Source organism: Aquimixticola soesokkakensis (assembly GCF_900172375.1).
GTDB classification, from domain to species: domain Bacteria; phylum Pseudomonadota; class Alphaproteobacteria; order Rhodobacterales; family Rhodobacteraceae; genus Aquimixticola; species Aquimixticola soesokkakensis.
This window is the reverse complement of the sequence record NZ_FWFS01000001.1, coordinates 581701-599555: the sequence shown is the minus strand read 5'-3', so window position 1 is coordinate 599555 and position 17855 is coordinate 581701. Positions and strand designations below refer to the sequence as shown.

General features: G+C 64.4%; 16 protein-coding genes. 6 read left to right on the top strand and 10 right to left on the bottom strand.

Going from position 1 to position 17855, the window contains the following annotated elements:
• Positions 1-87 precede the first annotated feature (87 nt).
• From AQS8620_RS02940 to AQS8620_RS02920, 5 genes are all read right to left on the bottom strand, one after another.
• The gene (locus AQS8620_RS02940) at positions 88-1887 is read right to left on the bottom strand and encodes an NTP transferase domain-containing protein (protein WP_085835304.1); all 1800 of its coding nucleotides are present in this window, start codon (positions 1885-1887) and stop codon (positions 88-90) included.
• Between the two features lie 21 nt (positions 1888-1908).
• Complete coding sequence (locus tag AQS8620_RS02935) at positions 1909-2529, bottom strand: hypothetical protein (protein WP_085835379.1); 621 nt, start codon at positions 2527-2529, stop codon at positions 1909-1911.
• Between the two features lie 36 nt (positions 2530-2565).
• On the bottom strand, positions 2566-2700 hold the full coding sequence (locus AQS8620_RS02930; RefSeq protein ID WP_085835303.1) for an aa3-type cytochrome c oxidase subunit IV: 135 nt from the start codon (positions 2698-2700) through the stop codon (positions 2566-2568).
• 75 nt (positions 2701-2775) lie between these two features.
• On the bottom strand, positions 2776-3297 hold the full coding sequence (locus tag AQS8620_RS02925) for a hypothetical protein (protein ID WP_085835302.1): 522 nt from the start codon (positions 3295-3297) through the stop codon (positions 2776-2778).
• A 60-nt stretch (positions 3298-3357) separates the two neighbouring features.
• The gene (locus AQS8620_RS02920) at positions 3358-5067 is read right to left on the bottom strand and encodes an acyl-CoA dehydrogenase (RefSeq protein ID WP_085835301.1); all 1710 of its coding nucleotides are present in this window, start codon (positions 5065-5067) and stop codon (positions 3358-3360) included.
• A 173-nt stretch (positions 5068-5240) separates the two neighbouring features.
• Between AQS8620_RS02920 and AQS8620_RS02915 the strand changes: the two genes are divergently transcribed.
• On the top strand, positions 5241-6218 hold the full coding sequence (locus tag AQS8620_RS02915; protein WP_234990354.1) for an L-threonylcarbamoyladenylate synthase: 978 nt from the start codon (positions 5241-5243) through the stop codon (positions 6216-6218).
• Between the two features lie 3 nt (positions 6219-6221).
• On the opposite strand, the gene AQS8620_RS02910 is transcribed toward AQS8620_RS02915, so the two are convergent.
• Complete coding sequence (locus AQS8620_RS02910; protein ID WP_085835300.1) at positions 6222-6797, bottom strand: YqgE/AlgH family protein; 576 nt, start codon at positions 6795-6797, stop codon at positions 6222-6224.
• A gap of 157 nt (positions 6798-6954) precedes the next feature.
• Between AQS8620_RS02910 and AQS8620_RS02905 the strand changes: the two genes are divergently transcribed.
• The gene (locus AQS8620_RS02905) at positions 6955-7761 is read left to right on the top strand and encodes a protein-disulfide reductase DsbD domain-containing protein (RefSeq protein WP_159453185.1); all 807 of its coding nucleotides are present in this window, start codon (positions 6955-6957) and stop codon (positions 7759-7761) included.
• A gap of 32 nt (positions 7762-7793) precedes the next feature.
• Here the strand turns inward: AQS8620_RS02905 and AQS8620_RS02900 are convergent, their stop codons facing one another.
• The 4 genes from AQS8620_RS02900 to AQS8620_RS02885 form a co-directional block, all read right to left on the bottom strand.
• On the bottom strand, positions 7794-11171 hold the full coding sequence (locus AQS8620_RS02900; RefSeq protein ID WP_085835298.1) for an efflux RND transporter permease subunit: 3378 nt from the start codon (positions 11169-11171) through the stop codon (positions 7794-7796).
• Positions 11172-11174: 3 nt separating this feature from the next.
• Entirely contained in the window at positions 11175-12674 is a 1500-nt protein-coding gene (locus tag AQS8620_RS02895; protein ID WP_085835297.1) for an efflux RND transporter periplasmic adaptor subunit, read from the bottom strand.
• A 137-nt stretch (positions 12675-12811) separates the two neighbouring features.
• On the bottom strand, positions 12812-13354 hold the full coding sequence (gene moaB / locus AQS8620_RS02890) for a molybdenum cofactor biosynthesis protein B (protein WP_085835296.1): 543 nt from the start codon (positions 13352-13354) through the stop codon (positions 12812-12814).
• A gap of 109 nt (positions 13355-13463) precedes the next feature.
• Positions 13464-14267: a uracil-DNA glycosylase gene (locus AQS8620_RS02885; protein ID WP_085835295.1), complete on the bottom strand. Its 804-nt coding sequence runs from the start codon at positions 14265-14267 to the stop codon at positions 13464-13466.
• Positions 14268-14485: 218 nt separating this feature from the next.
• On the opposite strand from AQS8620_RS02885, the gene AQS8620_RS02880 reads away from it, so the two are divergent.
• The 4 genes from AQS8620_RS02880 to pyrC are packed head-to-tail and all read left to right on the top strand — an operon-like array spanning position 14486 to position 17848.
• Positions 14486-15442 carry an aspartate carbamoyltransferase catalytic subunit gene (locus tag AQS8620_RS02880; protein ID WP_085835294.1) on the top strand — a complete coding sequence of 319 codons (957 nt, stop codon included), beginning with the start codon at positions 14486-14488 and terminating at the stop codon, positions 15440-15442.
• Positions 15439-15990: a hypothetical protein gene (locus AQS8620_RS02875; protein WP_085835293.1), complete on the top strand. Its 552-nt coding sequence runs from the start codon at positions 15439-15441 to the stop codon at positions 15988-15990. The genes AQS8620_RS02880 and AQS8620_RS02875 overlap by 4 nt, the downstream gene beginning before the upstream one ends.
• A complete protein-coding gene (locus AQS8620_RS02870) occupies positions 15987-16535 on the top strand; it encodes a hypothetical protein (protein WP_085835292.1) in 549 nt (182 codons plus the stop codon). The genes AQS8620_RS02875 and AQS8620_RS02870 overlap by 4 nt, the downstream gene beginning before the upstream one ends.
• Positions 16532-17848, top strand: a complete 1317-nt coding sequence (gene pyrC / locus AQS8620_RS02865; protein WP_085835291.1) for a dihydroorotase — start codon at positions 16532-16534, stop codon at positions 17846-17848. Before AQS8620_RS02870 ends, pyrC begins: the two co-directional genes overlap by 4 nt.
• The last annotated feature ends 7 nt before the right edge of the window (positions 17849-17855 follow it).

Genomic DNA, 17855 nt, shown 5'->3' with positions numbered 1-17855 from the left:
GCGGCGTCTTGAGCGGCGGCCTGTGCACCCGTCACACGCCCACGGCGACAGGCAGTTGGCGTAGCACGCCGTCAAGACAACACGCCGCTAAGACAACAGGCGAAAACGCACCAAATCGCCCTTTTGCACTTGCGTGACGGTCTCAGGCAGGTCGATCAACCCCTCCGCCTGCGCAAGGCTCGACACATGGGCGGATGAGGTCGAGGGATGCATCGCCACGCGCCCGCCCGCGTCCGTCAGCCAGCCGCGCAGAAATTCCCGACGCCCTGCCCGTTTGGAAAAGCTGAATTCAGCCGGCAGCGTGACGATGCGCGGCGCATAGCTTTCGCCGGCCAGACGCGCCAGCAGGGGCCACGCAAATATCTGCGCCGACGTAAAGGCCGCGACCGGATTGCCGGGCAACCCCATCACCGCCATGCCCCGCCACTGCCCCGTGACCAGCGGGCGGCCCGGCTTCATCGCGACATGCCATTGCTGCGCGCGGCCTTCTGCCTGCATCAGCCGCGCAAGATGGTCCTCCTGCCCTGAGGCCGCGCCACCGGAGGTCAACAGGACATCGACCCGCCCGGCGGCCGCGTTCAGGGTGTCGCGCAAAGCGCTCTCGTCATCGGGCGCATGACCCAAAGCCACGACCTCAAAGCCCCATCCCGCCACAAGGCTGCGCAGCATCGGGCCGTTCACATCGGCAATTTCATGGGGCGCGCGCACCTGATCGACGGGTTTGACCTCGTCACCCGTCGACAAAATGCCCACGCGCAGCGGGTGGCAAACCGCGACCTCGCGCACCACGCCCGCGGCCAAAAGCGCCAGCGCACGGGCCTCCAGACGGCGGCCGGCGGGCAACAGCATCTCGCCTGCATCGAAATCTTCGCCGCGCTCGCGAATATTGCCCCCGCTTTGTCCCTCACGGGCATGGACCTCATCGCCCGTCACGATGACACGCTCGTGCATGGCGACCCTCTGCGTGCCGTGCGGCACCTGTGCGCCCGTCAAAATGGCAACGGCCTGACCTGTTTGCAAAGCGCCCTGAAACGGATGACCCGCCGCCGCACGCCCCACGCGCAACCGCCACGGCCCCGCCCCTGCGCCCAGCGCAAAGCCATCGACCGCAGCGCAACGGCTGGCAGGGCTTGCGCGCTGCGCGCGGACAGGGGCGGCCAGAACCCGCCCTGCCGCTTGGTCCGGCGCAGATGTCTCAACACCCACGCAGCGGGAAAATGCGGCATCAAGATGGGCCAACACATCACCAACCAAAGCATCGCGCGCCGGTTCAAAGCAGGTTTCGCCGCGCAAAACCGCCTCTGCACCGGCCATATCGGCGGGGGTATTGATGTTGAAAAACGCCGAAGGCGCGCCGCATATGCATTCTTGTGCGCCATGGTCGCGCGCAAAACCGCGCAGGCGCCGCCGCCCTGCCTGCAAGCTCAAGCGCAGCTCGGCGCGCAGCGACACAGGCCACACCCCAAAGGTCGGGTGCAAATCGCCCGCCGTGTCACATGCCAGCGCAAAACCGGCCTGCGCCAGCTGCGCGCCCAGATCCTTTGGAAAAAACGGCGTGTCCACCGCAACGCTAAGCACATGGGAAAATCCGTGGCGCACGGCATAGTCGAGGCCACACAGCACCCCCGACAGCGGTCCAAGCGGCGCCTCATCCGCCAGAACCTCATGATCACAGAGCCGCGCAAAGCGCGCCGGATCGCCGTTGGCACTGATCACGACAGCGCCGACCTGTGGGGCCAACCGCGCGCTCACGCGGCTTACCAGGGCCACACCGTCCAGCTGCAAAAGTGCCTTGTCCACCCCCCCCAGACGCTCCCCCGTACCCCCCGCGAGAATGACCCCGAGGATATGGGCAGTCGCGATCGGGTCGGCGCCGGAAACGGTCACGCGCAGGCTCCCTGTCTGTGATTACAACGCCGGTGCAAGCAGCATGCCATCGGGACGCGACGGGCTGGTATCGACAAAGGTTTCCTCGACAACCGCCGCGCCGCCCGCCCGCTTGAACTGGCGCATCAAAGCGTTGGGCAACATCGTCGTGCGCAGGTCTTCGAAACCCGCAACATTTTGTAAAAGCGTGGAAATTGCACGCCCACAATTGGCTTTGGGCACCGCGCCATAGGCCATGATTTCCCGCAGGGCTTGGGTCGCGACCTCGGGCGACACCTCGATCGTGTCGGCGATCACATCGTAATCCTCACGGGCGTGGTAATCGATGTAAAACGCCACCGCCGGATCGCTCATGCCAAAGATCACATCGTTGCGTTCGGGCAAGCGCGGGTGATAAAAAGTGCCGGCAGGGTCGAAAATCGCCCGCTGCCCCGGGGCGTTTACCATCAAAGCGCTATGCGCGCCGACGCCGGATTTATTCGCAACAACCGTGTAGAGCGTCAGCGTGTAGGGCGCACCATGCACATAGGTCGCACGCGCCACTTCGGCATCGGGCGCCCATTTGGGCTCGGCTGCGCCGCAGGCTGCGAGGAGCGCGGGCAAAAGGACGAGCATGGCCCATCTCTTGAGGAGTTTGGTCATGGTCTGGGCCTTCTGCGCGCGCAATCTGAATTGGTCTTAGCTATTGAAAATAGCGAGGAACACGAGGACCCCAATCGAGGCCACGGCGACATAGGTCGCGACCTTGATGAAACCCTTGTAGGTCTTTTCGTGCTCCGAAATATCCATCGAACCGATTTTATACTCAGCCATCTGTCATGCCTTTCACGTGATTTGACCTTCGATTAGACGATTCCCGCGCCGCTGTCACCTGTCACAAAGCCGCAGTTACCCCTGCGGATCGCTCTGTTCCAGATCGGCCACGAGGCGAAACCCGATGCGCTGTGCCTCGGGCTGGGCTTCGGGTTTCGCCAAAGCGCGCAGCATGACGTTCAACTGGCTGACATGCTGGACCAATTGCGTGCGTGTGCCATCGGCTTCGGAGCCATAAAAGGTCAAGATATCAGGCGCGAAAAACCCCATGCCTTCGATCCGCATCACCCCGCTGTTGGACCCCGTAAACCCCATCGCGACCTCTTGCGCGCTATCGAGCTGTTCCTCGAAATTTTTGATGTAGAGCACCAGGCGCTCATAGGCCCATTCGGCCGGGCTTTTGTCGCCCAGCGCTTTGCGTTTCAAAGCCTGCGGAAGGGGCTTTTGTTCCGGCGTGGCGGGCGTATCGGGATCGGCATGCACCGCATGGGCGTCGGGTTTGGGGTCGATTTCATGGGCATCGGCGGAGGTGCTGATGGCGTCATGCTGGCTGCCGCGCGATTGCTCGGGCTGCGAAGGGGCGTCAAAGCTGGACATGGCGGACCTTTCTGTGTTGCGCCCAGCCTGTGACAGAGCGCGCAGAGGTGCAAGCCCCGATCAGCCCTCCAGATCGCCCACTTCCAGCGCCTCGACCGTCGCACTGCCGGCACTTACCGCCGCAAGAAGCGCGCGATGTTCGGGCAACAACCGCTCGATGTAAAAGCACGCCAGACGGCTGCGCTTGCCACTGCCGCCTTCAGCAACGGCGGCCTTGAGGTGGAAATACCCCCCCAGAACCCGCGCAAAAGCCCGCAGATAGGGCACCGCGCCCGCGCCGCGCGCCCCCACGGGCAGCGTCACCAGATGTTCGGTCGTTTCGCGCAGCGTCTCGGCGGCATCCCAAAGCGGCCCTGCAAGCGCGGTGTGGCTGGCGCGCACACTTTCGGCAAAAGCTTCGATTTCGTCGAGAAGCCGCGCCGCCGCCTCACCGCCATCGGCCAGCTTGCGCCCGACCAGATCCAGCGCCTGAATGCCGTTGGTGCCCTCGTAAATCTGGGTGATCCGCGCGTCGCGGGCAAATTGCGCCGCGCCGGTTTCCTCGATGTAGCCCATGCCGCCATGCACCTGCACCCCGATCTGCGCCACATCGTGGCCCGTATCGGTGCCAAAAGCCTTGGCAATCGGGATCAACAGCGCCGCGCGGGCCTGCCAGTCAGCATCCCCCGTGGCCCGCCCCAGATCCAGCGCCACACCGCAGGCCAGCGCAAGAGCGCGCGCGGCATAGGTGTCGGCGCGCATGGTCGCGAGCATCCGGCGCACATCCGTGTGGTCGAAAATCTTGCCCGTGGGACCACTCGTGCGCCCTTGGGTGCGCTCAAGGCTATAGTCCAGCGCCTTTTGCGTGGCGGCTTCGGCCATGGCCACGCCCTGAACTCCGACCCCGAGCCGGGCGTTGTTCATCATGGTAAACATCGCCGCCATACCGCCGTGTTTCTCGCCCACAAGCCAGCCTTTTGCGGCGTTGTACTCCATCACGCAGGTCGGAGAGCCGTGGATTCCCAGCTTGTGTTCGAGGCTCACAACTTTGAGGTCGTTTTGCGCGCCAAGCGTGCCATCCGCCTGCGGCAGATATTTGGGCACCATGAACAGGGAAATTCCCTTGGTGCCCGCCGCGCCATCGGGCAGACGGGCCAAAACGAGGTGACAGATGTTTTCGGCGAAATCGTTGTCGCCCCAGGTGATAAAGATCTTTTGCCCCGAGATCGCGTAGGTGCCATCGTCCAGAGGCTCGGCCTTGGCGCGCAAGGCCCCCACATCCGATCCTGCCCCCGGCTCGGTGAGGTTCATCGTTCCGCACCACGCGCCCGAAATCAGTTTGGGCAGGTATATCGCCTTGAGGTCATCGCTGGCGTGATGTTCGAGCGCCTCGATCTGGCCCTGGGTCATCAGCGGGTTGAGCATCAGCGCCAGACAGCCCGATTGCATCATTTCATTCACCGCCGTGGCCACCGTGGCGGGCAACCCCATCCCCCCTGCCTCCTCGGAGGCCGACAGGCCCATCCAGCCGCCCTCGGCAAGTTGGGCATAGGCCTGCGCAAAGCCTTTCGGCGTCACCACCACACCGTTTTCAAGCCGGGCCGGATCCGTGTCGCCGTTGCGATTGACGGGCGCGAGGACATTGTCCGTAAGCTTGGCTGCCTCGTCCAGAATCGCTGCGACCGTGTCGGCACCGGCCTGCGCGAAGCGTTCGGTGGCGCTGACCTGGGCGTAATCGACCACGTGATCGAGAATGAACTGGCAGTCAGCAACGGGCGCACGAAATGGCATGGAAGTCCTCCCTTACGCGGGCCGCTTCCCTTCGGACGCACTCCGCTGTATTCACAATTCAGCCGCGCCAAAGGGCGTTCGCGCTTGGATCGCGGGCTTACCGAAACTCTAAACGCCGCGCGCGCCTCGACCAACCAAAACGCAGCGTCACCTGCACGTGGCCGGAGACCAAGATGGACAAACGTCGCATGCCCCCGCTTGGGACCGAGCACCTGACAGCCCGAGACGTGGCGCGTGCCGCGGAGCTGTTGCGCGCGGGGGCAAATGTCGCCTTCCCCACGGAAACGGTCTACGGGCTTGGCGGGCTCGCGTCGGATGATCGCGCCGTGGCGGGGATCTTTGCGGCCAAAAACCGACCCAGTTTCAATCCGTTGATCGCACATGTGGCGGATCTGGACATGCTGCACAGCATCGCGCTGGTCGATGCCCAAGCCGAGCGGCTGGCGCAGGCGTTTTGGCCCGGTCCGCTGACATTGGTGCTGCCGCTGCGCGCGGGGGCGGCCCTCTCGCCGCTGGTCAGCGCGGGGCTTGCCACCGTGGCCGTGCGCATGCCCGCCCATCCGCTGGCGCGCGCGCTTCTGGCCGCGGTTGCAGCGCCCGTCGCGGCCCCTTCCGCCAATCCCTCCGGCAAGATCAGCCCCACCACCGCTGCGCATGTGCTTGACGGGTTGTCGGGGCGCATCGACGCGGTGCTTGATGGCGGGCCCTGTGGAGTGGGCGTCGAAAGCACGATCCTCGGACTTGCGCCGCTTCAACTTTTGCGCGCGGGCGGCCTGCCCGTCGAGGAGATCGAAGCGCTGCTTGGCACCGTCGTTGCCGCGCCTGCCTCCCCCACCACCCCGAGCGCACCGACGGCTCCGGGTCAACTCGCGTCACACTACGCCCCTGATGCGGCAATGCGACTGGACGCCAAAGAGGCGCAAGAGGATGAACTGTTGCTGGGTTTTGGTGCGGTTGCGGCAGATGTGAACCTCTCGCCCTCGGCCGATCTGCTGGAAGCGGCGGCCAATCTATTCGCCGCAATGCACCAGCTTGACGACCTTGCCGCGCAAAAAGGCCTGCGCAAGATCGCCGTTTCCCCCATTCCAGAGACGGGGCTGGGGCGCGCGATCAACGACCGTTTGCGCCGCGCCGCCGCGCCGCGCGACTAGCCCTCAGGCGTGGCCCGCTTCGCCTGACAACATTGCGGGCGGCACGCCGATCGACAAAAGCGCCGCCTCCCATTTCACCGCATCGGCCTTGGCAAAGACCAATTCGGTGCTTGCCGCCGCCGTCAGCCAGCCGTTTTGCGAAATCTCGTCCTCAAGCTGCCCCGGCCCCCAGCCCGCATAGCCCAGGCACAACAGCTTGTCAGTCGGGCCGCCGCCGCCTGCGATGTCACGCAAAATATCGCGGGTTCCGGTCATGGCGAAACGCGCATCGACCTGCATCGTCGAGCCTTCGGAAATATAGTCGGGGCTATGCAAGACAAAGCCGCGCCCCGTTTCCACCGGACCGCCCACATAGATCGCGACATCCTTAGACCCCGGCCCCGGAGCGATATCCAGTTGATCCAGCAAATCCGAGAACATCAGCGTGTCCGCCTGTCGATTCACGATCAACCCCATCGCGCCCTCTTCGGAATGCGCGCAAATATAGACGACCGCATTTTCAAAACGCGCATCCCCCATGCCGGGCATGGCGATCAAAAGCGACCCTGTGAGGTCTTGGGAAATTATATCAGTTACCATCCGGGCATGACACCGCATGCGGCGGCGCGGCGCAAGGGCAGAAGCAAGGTTTCCCTCGGGCAAAGCGGCGTGCTTTGGGGCGATTTCACCCAAAAGTCACCACCGTCGCCCTTTTGTGATTTTACGCACTGGCGATCTGGTTTCTATATGCACCGCTATGATCAAAAACACCGCCGCCCCCACCTGCCTCGCGCTTGCGCTCAGTCTGCTGGCCGCAGGGCCCGCTTTGGCCTTCGAACCGCAGGCCCTTGCCGCCGCGCCGCGCCTTCTGGCCGGCTGGACTCATGCCGATGGCAGCCGCACCGCCGCGCTGCGCCTTGAGATGAACGCGGGCTGGCACACCTACTGGCGGCGCCCCGGCGATACCGGCATTCCCCCGCAATTCGACTGGTCCGCCTCGCACAACCTCGCGGCTGTGCAAATCCACTGGCCCAATCCGCAGATTTTCGACACCAGCGGCAGCGCGACGTTGGGCTATGAGGGGACGCTTGTCTTGCCGATTACCTTGACCCCTCGCGACCCTGCGGCACCCATCGACCTATCGGTGGCTCTGGACCTGGGCGTCTGCGACGAGGTCTGTTTGCCCCTCTCCTCACAGGTTTCGGCGCGGTTTGACCCGTCAACGACCGGCGATGTCCCCGCCATTCAAACCGCTCTTGCGCAGGGCCCCACGCCCGCGCATGGCGCGACCTGCACGGCCACCCCCATCGCAGACGGGCTGCGGCTGACGGCCACGCTCGAGACGCCGCGCCTGGGCAGGCGCGAGGTGATGGTGATCGAACCCTCCGATCCGGCGATTTGGGTCTCGCAAGCCGAGGTGCTGCGCGACGGCGCTGTCATCCGCGCCACGTCGGACCTTGTGCCGCCCAACGCGCAGCCCTTTGCGCTGGAGCGCTCCAAAGTCACGATCAGCGTCATTGGCGATGCGGGCGCGGTGCAAACCGTGGGATGCAGCGCGCCCTGATCCTTATGCGCGGCTCAGGGGCGGCGCAAGGATCACGGGCGCAAACGCAACGCCACCAGCGCATAGATCAGCAGCAAAAGCACCGCCAAGCCCAGCGCAAACAGGCCTACCGCCGCCCAGATGCCGCCGCCGCCCAAGGCCGCAGGCAGGGCCCCAAAACGGATCACCGCGCCCAGCGTCGGGGCCAGCAACACCAGAGCCAGCCCCAAACCTGCCCCCGCCGCCAGCCCCGCAACCCGCGCAGCCCCGCCCGCACGCATCAACCGCAAGGCGCGCCGCGCCGCCGTGATTTGACGCCGCACATCAAGCTGCATCGCGATGATCGCGGGGACCACCAGCAGCACCAGAACCATGCCAAACCCCAACCCGTACACCAGCGTCACCACCGTCGGCTTGAGAAATTGCGCATCCGCCGACCGTTCGTAAAGCAGCGGCGCAAGGCCCAGCACCGTGGTGAGCGTGGTCAACAGGACGGGGCGCAAACGGTCTGCGGTCGCGTCGATAATGGCCGGCACAAGGCCGCGACTTTGCGCATATTCGTCAATCGTCGTCACCAGCACGATGGAATCGTTGATGATGATTCCGGTCATCCCGATCAGCCCGACGACCGAGAACATCGACATGGGAATGCCCCAGAAATTATGCCCCCAGATCGCGCCGATCAGCCCGAAGGGGATCACCGACATCACCACCAGGGGGCGCGTCCAGCTGGAGAAAATCCAGCTCAGTGTCAGATAGATGCCGATCAGACAGGCCATCAGCCCGAACATCGCATCCGAGAGGAACTGGTTTTCCTGCTCGGACAATCCGCCCAAGCGGTGGGTGACGCCGTATTCTTCTTCGATGCGGGGGAGGATATCGTCGCTCAGGGCTGCGGTGATTTCCGTCGCGCGCGCCGGATCGTCTTCGCTCATGTCGCCCGACACAGTGACAACGCGCAGCCCGTTTTCGCGGGTCACCGAGCTAAAGCCAGACTGGCGCGTGACGGTGACGATATCGCCCAGATTGACATATTCGCCGCTTGGGGCGCGCAATTGTGTGCGATACAGGAAATCGGCGGTCAATTCATCCTCGGGCAGTTGCACGGTGATCGTCGCCGTGCGCGTGCCATCGGGATAGGTCGCCGCCTCGATTCCGCCCAGACGGTTCTTGAGGTCCGCCCCAAGCGTGTCGGTGGTAAAGCCCAGCGCCTCGCCCTGCGCGGTCAGGTTGAGGATCAACTCGTCCTTGTCGTAGGCAAGGCTGTCCTCAAGCGCGGAGACTTCGGGATATTGCGCCAGCGCGGCCTTCAGCGCTTCTGCGGCTTCCTTGAGATCGCCCGCCGACGCGCCGTAAAGATCGACGTCGATCGCATCGCCCCCCGGTCCCGAGCGCTGCCCGCGAAAGGCAACGGTTTCGGCCAATGGATGGTTCACCACCGCCTGCTGCAATTCGGACACGAATTCGGCGGAGGAATAGGGACGGCTGTCGGCGTCGATCAGTTCGATGGAAATCGCCCCAAGCTGGTAGCTTTCCTTGTCCTCTGCTCCCGCAAGGCCCCGCCCCGAGGTGCCGCCGACCTGCGCGATCACGTAGCTCACCGGGTTGACGCCAAATTCGGCTTCCTTGCGCGCGGCGACTTCGGCCGTTGCGCGCTGCATTTCCTGCATCATCGCGACCGTGTCTTCGCGTGTGGCCGAGGGGGCCATTGCAAAGTTGCCCGTGATTGAAGGCTGTTCAGGCGAGTTGAAGAACCGCCACTGCACCGTGCCATCCACCAGCAGCGCCGCTTGCCAGGCAAGCAGCAGCACCGCGAAAGCCACCACCGGATAGCGCGCTTTGATCACCCCGGCGGTGAGCGGGCGGAAAAAGCGGGTACGCACCACGCGAAACCCCTTGTTCACCTGGCGCGAGGGCCAGTCGTACCAGTGGTTGTTCGCCGTCGAGCCGATGGAGTGGCTCAGGTGGTTGGGGAGGATCAAAAAACATTCCGCAAGCGAGGCGAGCAGCACGGTGATCACCGTGAAAGGAATGTCGGAAATCAGATCGCCAAACCGCCCCGAAATGGCCGAGAGGCCGAAAAAGGCGATGACAGTCGTGACCGTGGCCGAAAACACCGGCGCAAACATGCGCTTGGCGGCATTTTCCGAGGCGGTAATCGCATCCTCGCCCAACCGGCGCACGCGAAAATCGGCGTGTTCGCCCACAACGATGGCATCATCGACAACGATGCCCAGCGTGATGATCAGCGCGAAAAGCGAAATCATGTTCAGCGTCAGACCCGCCGCATACATCACCGCAATGGCGGCCAGCATCGACACGGGGATGCCCGCAGCGACCCAGATCGCCGTGCGCGCATTCAAAAAGAGAAACAGCAAGATCGCGACCAGCGCGAGGCCCATCAACCCGTTTTCAATCAACAAATCCAGCCGGTTGGTGATTTCTTCAGCACGGGTGCGGATCAAGTCAAGCGTCACACCGGCGGGCATGGTCGGCTGCATCTGGGCCGCGACCTCCTCGACCGTGCGCTGGATGTCGATCGCGTCGCCCTTGGCCGAACGTGCGACCTGCACCGACACGGCGGGGTTGGGGCCGACGAAATAGGCGGCTTCGCGGTCCGCGCCCTCGACCCGTATCTGCGCCACATCCCCGATGGTCAGCTTTGATCCATCCGCCTCCGAGCGCAGGGCGATATCCGCGATGTCCTGCGCCGAGCGTTTCGCCGTGCCCGTGCGCACCCGCGAGTCACCGCCCAGAGTGCCGGCCGGATCGGCGTCGGACTGGCCCGCGATGGCGCTGGCGATTTCGGCCATGGTGACGTTGTTGCGGATGAGCGAGACGGTGGGCACTTCGACGATGACCTCGGGCGCGGCAACACCGCTGATCGAGGTCTGCGTGACGCCCTGGGCAAAGAGACGCGACACCAGCTCGTCCGAAAACCGGCCCAATTGGTCAACGCCCACGGGGCCGGTGATCACCACATCGGTGACGCGGTCGGTCCAGCCCCCCCAGCGCACCGAGGGATCATCCGCGCCCTCGGGCAGGTTGTTCACACCGTCAATGGCGGTTTTGACATCATCGGCGGCGCGCTGCATGTCCCAGCCCGGCTCGAATTCCAGCGAGATCCGCGCCGATCCTTCCGAAGAGCGGGCCGAGGATTCAGTGACCCCTTCGACGGCAAGCAGGGTCGGCTCCAGAAGCTGGACAATGCCGCTGTCGACATCTTCGGCCCCCGCCCCGTCCCAAGACACCGACACGGTCACGCTGTCGATGACCACGTCGGGAAAGAACTGCGCGCGCATGCGCGGCGTGGCGGCAATGCCGGCCACAAGCAGGATCATCAGCAACAGGTTGGCGGCGGTGCGGTGGCGGGTGAAATAGGACAGGATGCCAGAGGCTGCCCCAAGGTTGCGGGTGGAAATGCGGGCCATCGCCTAGCTCCCCATCCGCGCTTCGAGACGCAAGATCACGCTGGCGGGCACCTCATCGGCGGTGAGTTGATCCAGCAAACTGGCGCGCGCCTGGGCGGGCATCCGTTCGTTGGATTCGACAAAGGCGATCAGCTTGGCGCGCCGTTCGGGGGTCAGCGCGACCACATCCCCCGGGTCGTCCTGCGCTGCGGGCGGGCTATCTGGCGGGCCGCGCGGGGAGGTCTGCGACACGGCTTCGCTGCCACTGATGCGCACCTGAATGCCCGCGCCAAGCAGGGGCGAGCGTTCGGACACCACCTGGCGTCCTGCGATGGCGCTTGCGTCCACAATCACATCGTCGCCCTGACGGCGCAGCACAGGCGCGTCCAGCTGTTCCAACCGGCTGTCGGCGGTGACGGCCAGCACGGTGCCCGCCGCATCCACCGCCGTTGCGGGCAACAATGCGACACCCTCAAGCGCCGGCTCCTCGATGGCCACGCTCACGAAATCACCCGGACGCAGGCGGCCCGCATCGCTCACGGAGGCAAAGAGCAGACGGCCTGACTGCCCCTCGCCCACGGCCGCACTTTCGCGCGTCACCCGCCCCATCGCCGTCAGCCCTGCGCCACTGGCATCGAGTGTCATCTGCACCGGCGCATTGACCAGCGTGCCCGCCGCGTCCAGCAGGCGCGAATATTGATCTGTGGTCAGGCGAAACGATACTTCCAGCGCGGTGGGGTCGATCATCGTGGCGATCTGTTCATTCGCCGTCACCAGCCCGCCCATCGTCACCGCGACATCCGACAGAATGCCCGCAAATTGCGCCGCAAGCACCGTGTCCGCCAAAGCGCGCGCCGCCTCGTCGCGGGCAATTTCAGCGCGCAGCACCGCCGTTTGCGCTTGGTTCACCCGCGCCGAGGCCGTTGCAAGCGCGGTGCGTTTGGACAGCACCGCCTGTTTGGCCGACGCATCCGAAAGGGCCGCATCCTCGACAACGCTGGTGGTCGCAATGCCGCGATCCGCCAGGCCCTGCTGGCGCGCAAGGGCCGCGGTGCGCAGCTCCGACTGGGTTTGCGCCGCCGTCAGATCGTCGCGCGCAATGTCAAGCGCCGCAGTGGCGTCCGACATCTCGCCGCGCGCTTCCTGCACATCGGCCTCGGCCACTTTGAGCGCGGCGCGGGCGTCGGTGTCGTCCAGACGCAACAGGACCTCCCCCGCCGCAACCGATCCGCCATCTTCGACATTCGGGGAGATGTCCACAATCGTGCCCCCCACGGGCACCCGCAATTGCAACGAGCGGCGCGCCAGAACTTCGCCAAAGGTGGTCAGAACCGGGGTCACGCTGCCGCTTTGGGCGGTGATCACATTGACCGCGAACTGCCGCTCGGAGCCGCGAAACGCTTGTCCTTGCGCCTGCAGGCGCGCCGTAAAGGCAGAATAAAATGTCCAGCCCGCAGCGCCCAGCAGGGCGAGGGTGAGACCGATCAGGAAAACGCCCGTCAGAGCGCGGCGGATGAAACGCATTATGTACCTCGTGCGTCGAAAGAGCCCAAAGCGCAGGCTTTTGACACTCTACGCGCAACACGCAGAATTTGGCCAACGTCTAAAGGGGTACGCACGGGCTCGTGACTTCCGTCGCAGAACCTTCCCGCCCGATGGCGCTATTTGCGGCGTTTGTGTTCTTCGAGGCGCGGAAAAATTTCGACAAAGTTGCAGGGGCGGTGCCGCATATCGAGCTGGAACCGCAGGATCTGTTCCCACGCATCCCGACAGGCGCCCGTCGATCCGGGCAGGGCAAACAAATAGGTGCCATGGGCCACGCCGCCGGTCGCGCGACTTTGCACCGCAGAGGTGCCAATGGATTTCATCGACACCATCGTGAACACCGTGCCAAACGCGTCGATTTCCTTCTCGTAGACATCGCGGTGCGCCTCGACGGTCACGTCGCGCCCCGTAAGCCCCGTCCCTCCCGTGGAAATCACAACGTCGATGTCGGGGTCGGCGCACCAGGCGCGCAGCTTGTCGGCGATGCGCGCGCGATCGTCGCGCAAGATCGCGCGGTCCACGATCCGGTGGCCGTCTTCCTGGGCGAGCGTCACCAAGGTCTGCCCCGAGCGGTCATCGGACGCGGTGCGGGTGTCCGAAACCGTCAGGATCGCGATGCGCACAGGAATAAAATCGATGCTCTCGTCAATGCGGCTCATGGGCGGTCTGCGTCCTTGGGGCGCGTGTTCGGGCAGGCTGTCAGGAAAGATGGCGGGAAAGATAGCGCGCGCGGCCGCGCGTTGCCCATGACACGCGTGTTGGCACAACTCATGGCAACACCCGCAGTCGTGCTTGCAACTCCAGCAGGTCGGCCCAGGCCTCGCGCTTGGACTCGGCACGGCGCAAAAGATAGGAGGGGTGCAACATCGGCAGCGCGGGCTTGCCGGCCACCTCGCTCCAGTCGCCGCGCATCCGCGTGATGCCCGCGCGCCCCATCAGTGCCATGCAGGCCCAATTGCCCATCAGCACCACGACCGCCGGATCGACCAGCGCGATATGGCGCAGCAAAAACGGACGCATCATCGCGATATCCGCCGCCGAAGGGTCACGGTTTTGCGGGGGATGCCACGGCAGCATCGGCGTAGCATAAATCGCAGATTCGGTATCGGGCGCGTCGCGCGACAGGCCAATCGCCCCAAACATCGCATCAAACAGCGCGCCCTGTTTGCCGACAAAGGGCTTGCCCTGCTGATCCTCGTCGCGATCCGGCATATCGCCGATAATCATCACCCGTGCGCGGGGGTTGCCATCGCCAAACACCAGACTGCGCGCGCCGCGTTTCAGATCGCAATGCTCGAAGGCCTCCAGCGCGCTGCGCAAGGCCTCAAGGCTGCCTGCGCCGCGCGCCGATTCGACCGCAAGCGCCTCGCAGTCGATTTCGGGTTTGGGCGGCAGTTTGGGCGGCGCTTTGCGTCTCTCGGTCGCAGAGGGCGTCGCGCGTGGCGGTTTGGCCGAAGTGTCGGGCAGATCGTAGCGGTTGACGGGCGCATCGCAGATGGCCTCATCCACCCCCAGTTCGAGGTGCCACTCCAAAAGCGCATGCGCTTCCCAATATCCCAATTCGGCGTTCATTGGCTCAAACTACGCCGCCCGCGCGCCAAGGTAAATCAACCTCGACACATCGCCCCCCAGTTTCTCCTGCGCCCTGCCCGCCACGTGCCCGCTGCAGGCACAGACTGCCGAAGTCTGATGCAGGCAAAACCTGCCCGGTGTCTTGCCGCCTGCAGCGCGGTTTCCTATAAGCCAAGTCACGTGACCACGAGCCGCGCCAAATGCGCATTGGAGGCCCCATGACTTTCCGTCAGAAACATCTTCTGGGGATCGAGCCGCTCCATCCCGAAGAGATTCGCACCGTTCTGGATCTGGCCGAGCGCTATGTGGATCTGAACCGCGCCGCCGAGAAACATTCCGACGTGCTGCGCGGCCTCACGCAGATCAACATGTTCTTTGAAAACTCCACCCGCACGCAGGCCTCCTTCGAGCTGGCGGGCAAACGCCTTGGCGCGGATGTGATGAACATGTCGATGCAGGCCAGTTCGATCAAAAAGGGCGAAACCCTGATCGACACCGCGCTGACGCTGAACGCCATGCACCCCGATCTGCTGGTGGTGCGTCACCCGCATTCCGGCGCGGTGAACCTATTGGCCGAAAAGGTGAACTGCGCGGTGCTCAACGCAGGCGATGGCAAACACGAACACCCCACACAGGCGCTTTTGGATGCTTTGACGATCCGGCGCGCCAAGGGCCGTTTGCACCGCCTCAACATCGCGATTTGCGGCGATATTGCCCACAGCCGTGTGGCGCGTTCAAACCTGATGTTGCTGGGAAAAATGGAGAACCGCGTGCGACTGGTCGGCCCTGCGACCCTGATGCCAAGCGGCATGGAGGAATTCGGCTGCGAGGTCTTTGACGACATGCGCGAAGGGTTAAAGGATGTGGATGTGGTGATGATGCTGCGCCTGCAACGCGAACGCATGGATGGCGGGTTCATCCCCTCGGAGCGCGAATATTACCACCGCTGGGGCTTGGACGCGGAAAAACTGGCCTATGCCAAACCCGACGCGATTGTCATGCATCCCGGACCGATGAACCGTGGCGTGGAAATTGACGGGCAGATCGCGGATGACATCAACCGCTCGGTGATTCAGGAACAGGTGGAAATGGGGGTTGCCGTGCGCATGGCGGCAATGGACCTTCTGGCGCGCAACCTGCGGGCGGCGCATGCCAATCCCGAGGTGATGGTATGAGCGAGGCGCTGCAGGTGCCCGAGGGGCACAGCCGCTCGGTCTGGGTTTTTGGCCTCGACCTGCCCGAAAGCCAGTTCGACGTCTTTCAGGCCGCGCCCAAAGACACCCCCGACGCCGCGAGCCCCCTGGCCAAGGCGCTTGGCGTCACGGCGCTGGATCGCCGGTTTGTCGAGGTTTTCGAAACCGACACGATCGAAGAGTTCGGCCTGGCGCGCTACCTCTGCGAGGCCAACGGCATGTCGCAGGCACAGGTCGCTGCGGCGCGAACCACGCTTGACGCCCATTCCAAGGGCACGGTTTTGGTGTTTTCGCGGGCGCTGAGCGGTCCGGTAACGCTGACGCCGCAAGCACCGCTGACGTTTCTGGGCAAATTCGACACGGAATTTGCCCGCCACAGCCACACGAAACTTGACAGCAAAGCCGCCGACGGCACGCTGGTCACCCCCGCCAAGAAAACCGAACCGCCCCGCATTCGCTGGGGCTGGCTTGCGGCCGGAACGGCGGTGGTCATGGCGGTGTTGCTTGCCATTATCTGGGCCAGCGCATGAGCGACACGCTGACACACGCCCCTCAGACCCGCGCACAGACCGGACCCGCGGCCTGGGCGGGCATTTTGACTGCGGGCGAGGACATCCTGTGGCAAGGCCGCCCCGAACGCGGCCTGCGTCTGATGCATCTGCGCCCGGCACGGATGATGTTCGGCTTCGCTTTTGCCGGATTTGCCCTGATCTGGATGATCATGACAGGGCTGATGGGCGGCTATATGTGGACCTTTGGCCTGATCCATTTCACCGTCGGACTTTCCCTCGCCCTGGGGCCGCTTTTGCGCGACACGTTGCGCCGCCGCGCCACATGGTACACGCTGACCACAAAGCGCGCCTTTGTGGCAACAGCCTATCCCTGGTCGGGACGCCAGTTGAAAAGCCTCCCGATTTCCGCCGACACGCTGCTGGATTTCGACGGGGCTTTTCCGGCGACCATTGCCATGGAAAACCCCGACATGGGACCAAGCTCCCGCACTGTTTTTCTTAGAATTCCGGATGGGCAACAGGTGTTCGACCTGCTGCGCGACATTCAGAAAGGCTCCGCATGACCCTTTTTATCAACGCTCGCCTCATTGATCCTGAAACGCTGACGGACCAGATCGGCTGGCTGCGTGTTGCTGAGGGCGTGATCGCCGAAACCGGCACATCCACCCCGCCGCAGGCCGATGAGCAGGCCCGTGAGCAGGCCGGTGAGCAGGCCGGTGAGCAGGCCGGTGACACCGTCGATTGCGCGGGGAAATGCCTCGCTCCGGGGATCGTTGATCTGGGGGTCAAGGTCTCCGAGCCGGGGGAGCGCAACAAAGAAAGCTTTGCCACAGCCGGACGCGCGGCTGCGGCGGGTGGGGTCACCACGATGATCACCCGCCCCGACACCGCCGCCGCCATCGACACGCCCGAAGGGTTGGAATTCGTGCAAAGGCGCGCGCAGGCCGACGCCATCGTCAAAGTGCGCCACCTCTCGGCCCTGACCAAGGCGCGCGCGGGGGCCGAAATGGTCGAAATCGGCTTTATGCTGGATGCAGGGGCAGTGGCCTTCACCGACTGTGACCATGTTGTCACCAACACCAAGATTTTCCAGCGCTGCATGACCTATGCCAAGTCGCTGGGCGCGCTCATCATCGCCCACCCCCAGGATCCAGACCTCTCCAAAGGGGCCTGTGTGACCTCGGGAAAATTCGCGTCGCTGCGCGGCCTGCCTGCCGTCTCGCCCATGGCCGAGCGCATGGGGTTTGACCGCGACATGGCGCTGATCGAGATGACCGGCGCGCGCTATCATGCCGACCAGATCACCACGGCGCGCGCCCTGCCCGCGCTGGAACGCGCCAAGGCCAACGGTTTGCCCGTGACCGCCGGCGTGTCGATCCACCACCTGACGCTCAACGAATTCGACGTTGGCGACTACCGCACGTTTTTCAAAGTGAAACCGCCGCTGCGCTCGGAAGAGGACCGGATGGCGATGGTCGATGCGGTGGCCAGCGGGCTGATCGACGTGATCTGTTCGATGCACACGCCGCAGGACGAGGAAAGCAAACGCTTGCCGTTCGAAGAGGCCGCAGGCGGCGCCGTCGGGTTGGAAACGCTGCTGCCCGCCGCAATGCGCCTGTATCACGCGGGCGGGTTGACCTTGCCGCAGCTGTGGCGCGCGATGGCGCTCAATCCTGCGAAATTGCTCGGGTTGGACAGCGGGCGCCTGAGCGTCGGGGCGCCGGCCGATCTGGTCCTGTTCAACCCGGATGCGCCCTTCCTGCTGGATCGTTTCAAGCTGAAATCGAAATCCAAGAACACGCCCTTTGACGGGCAAAGGATGGAAGGTAAGGTTCTGGGCACCTGGGTCGATGGCACGCAGGTTTTTGCGGCCTAGGTCTTTG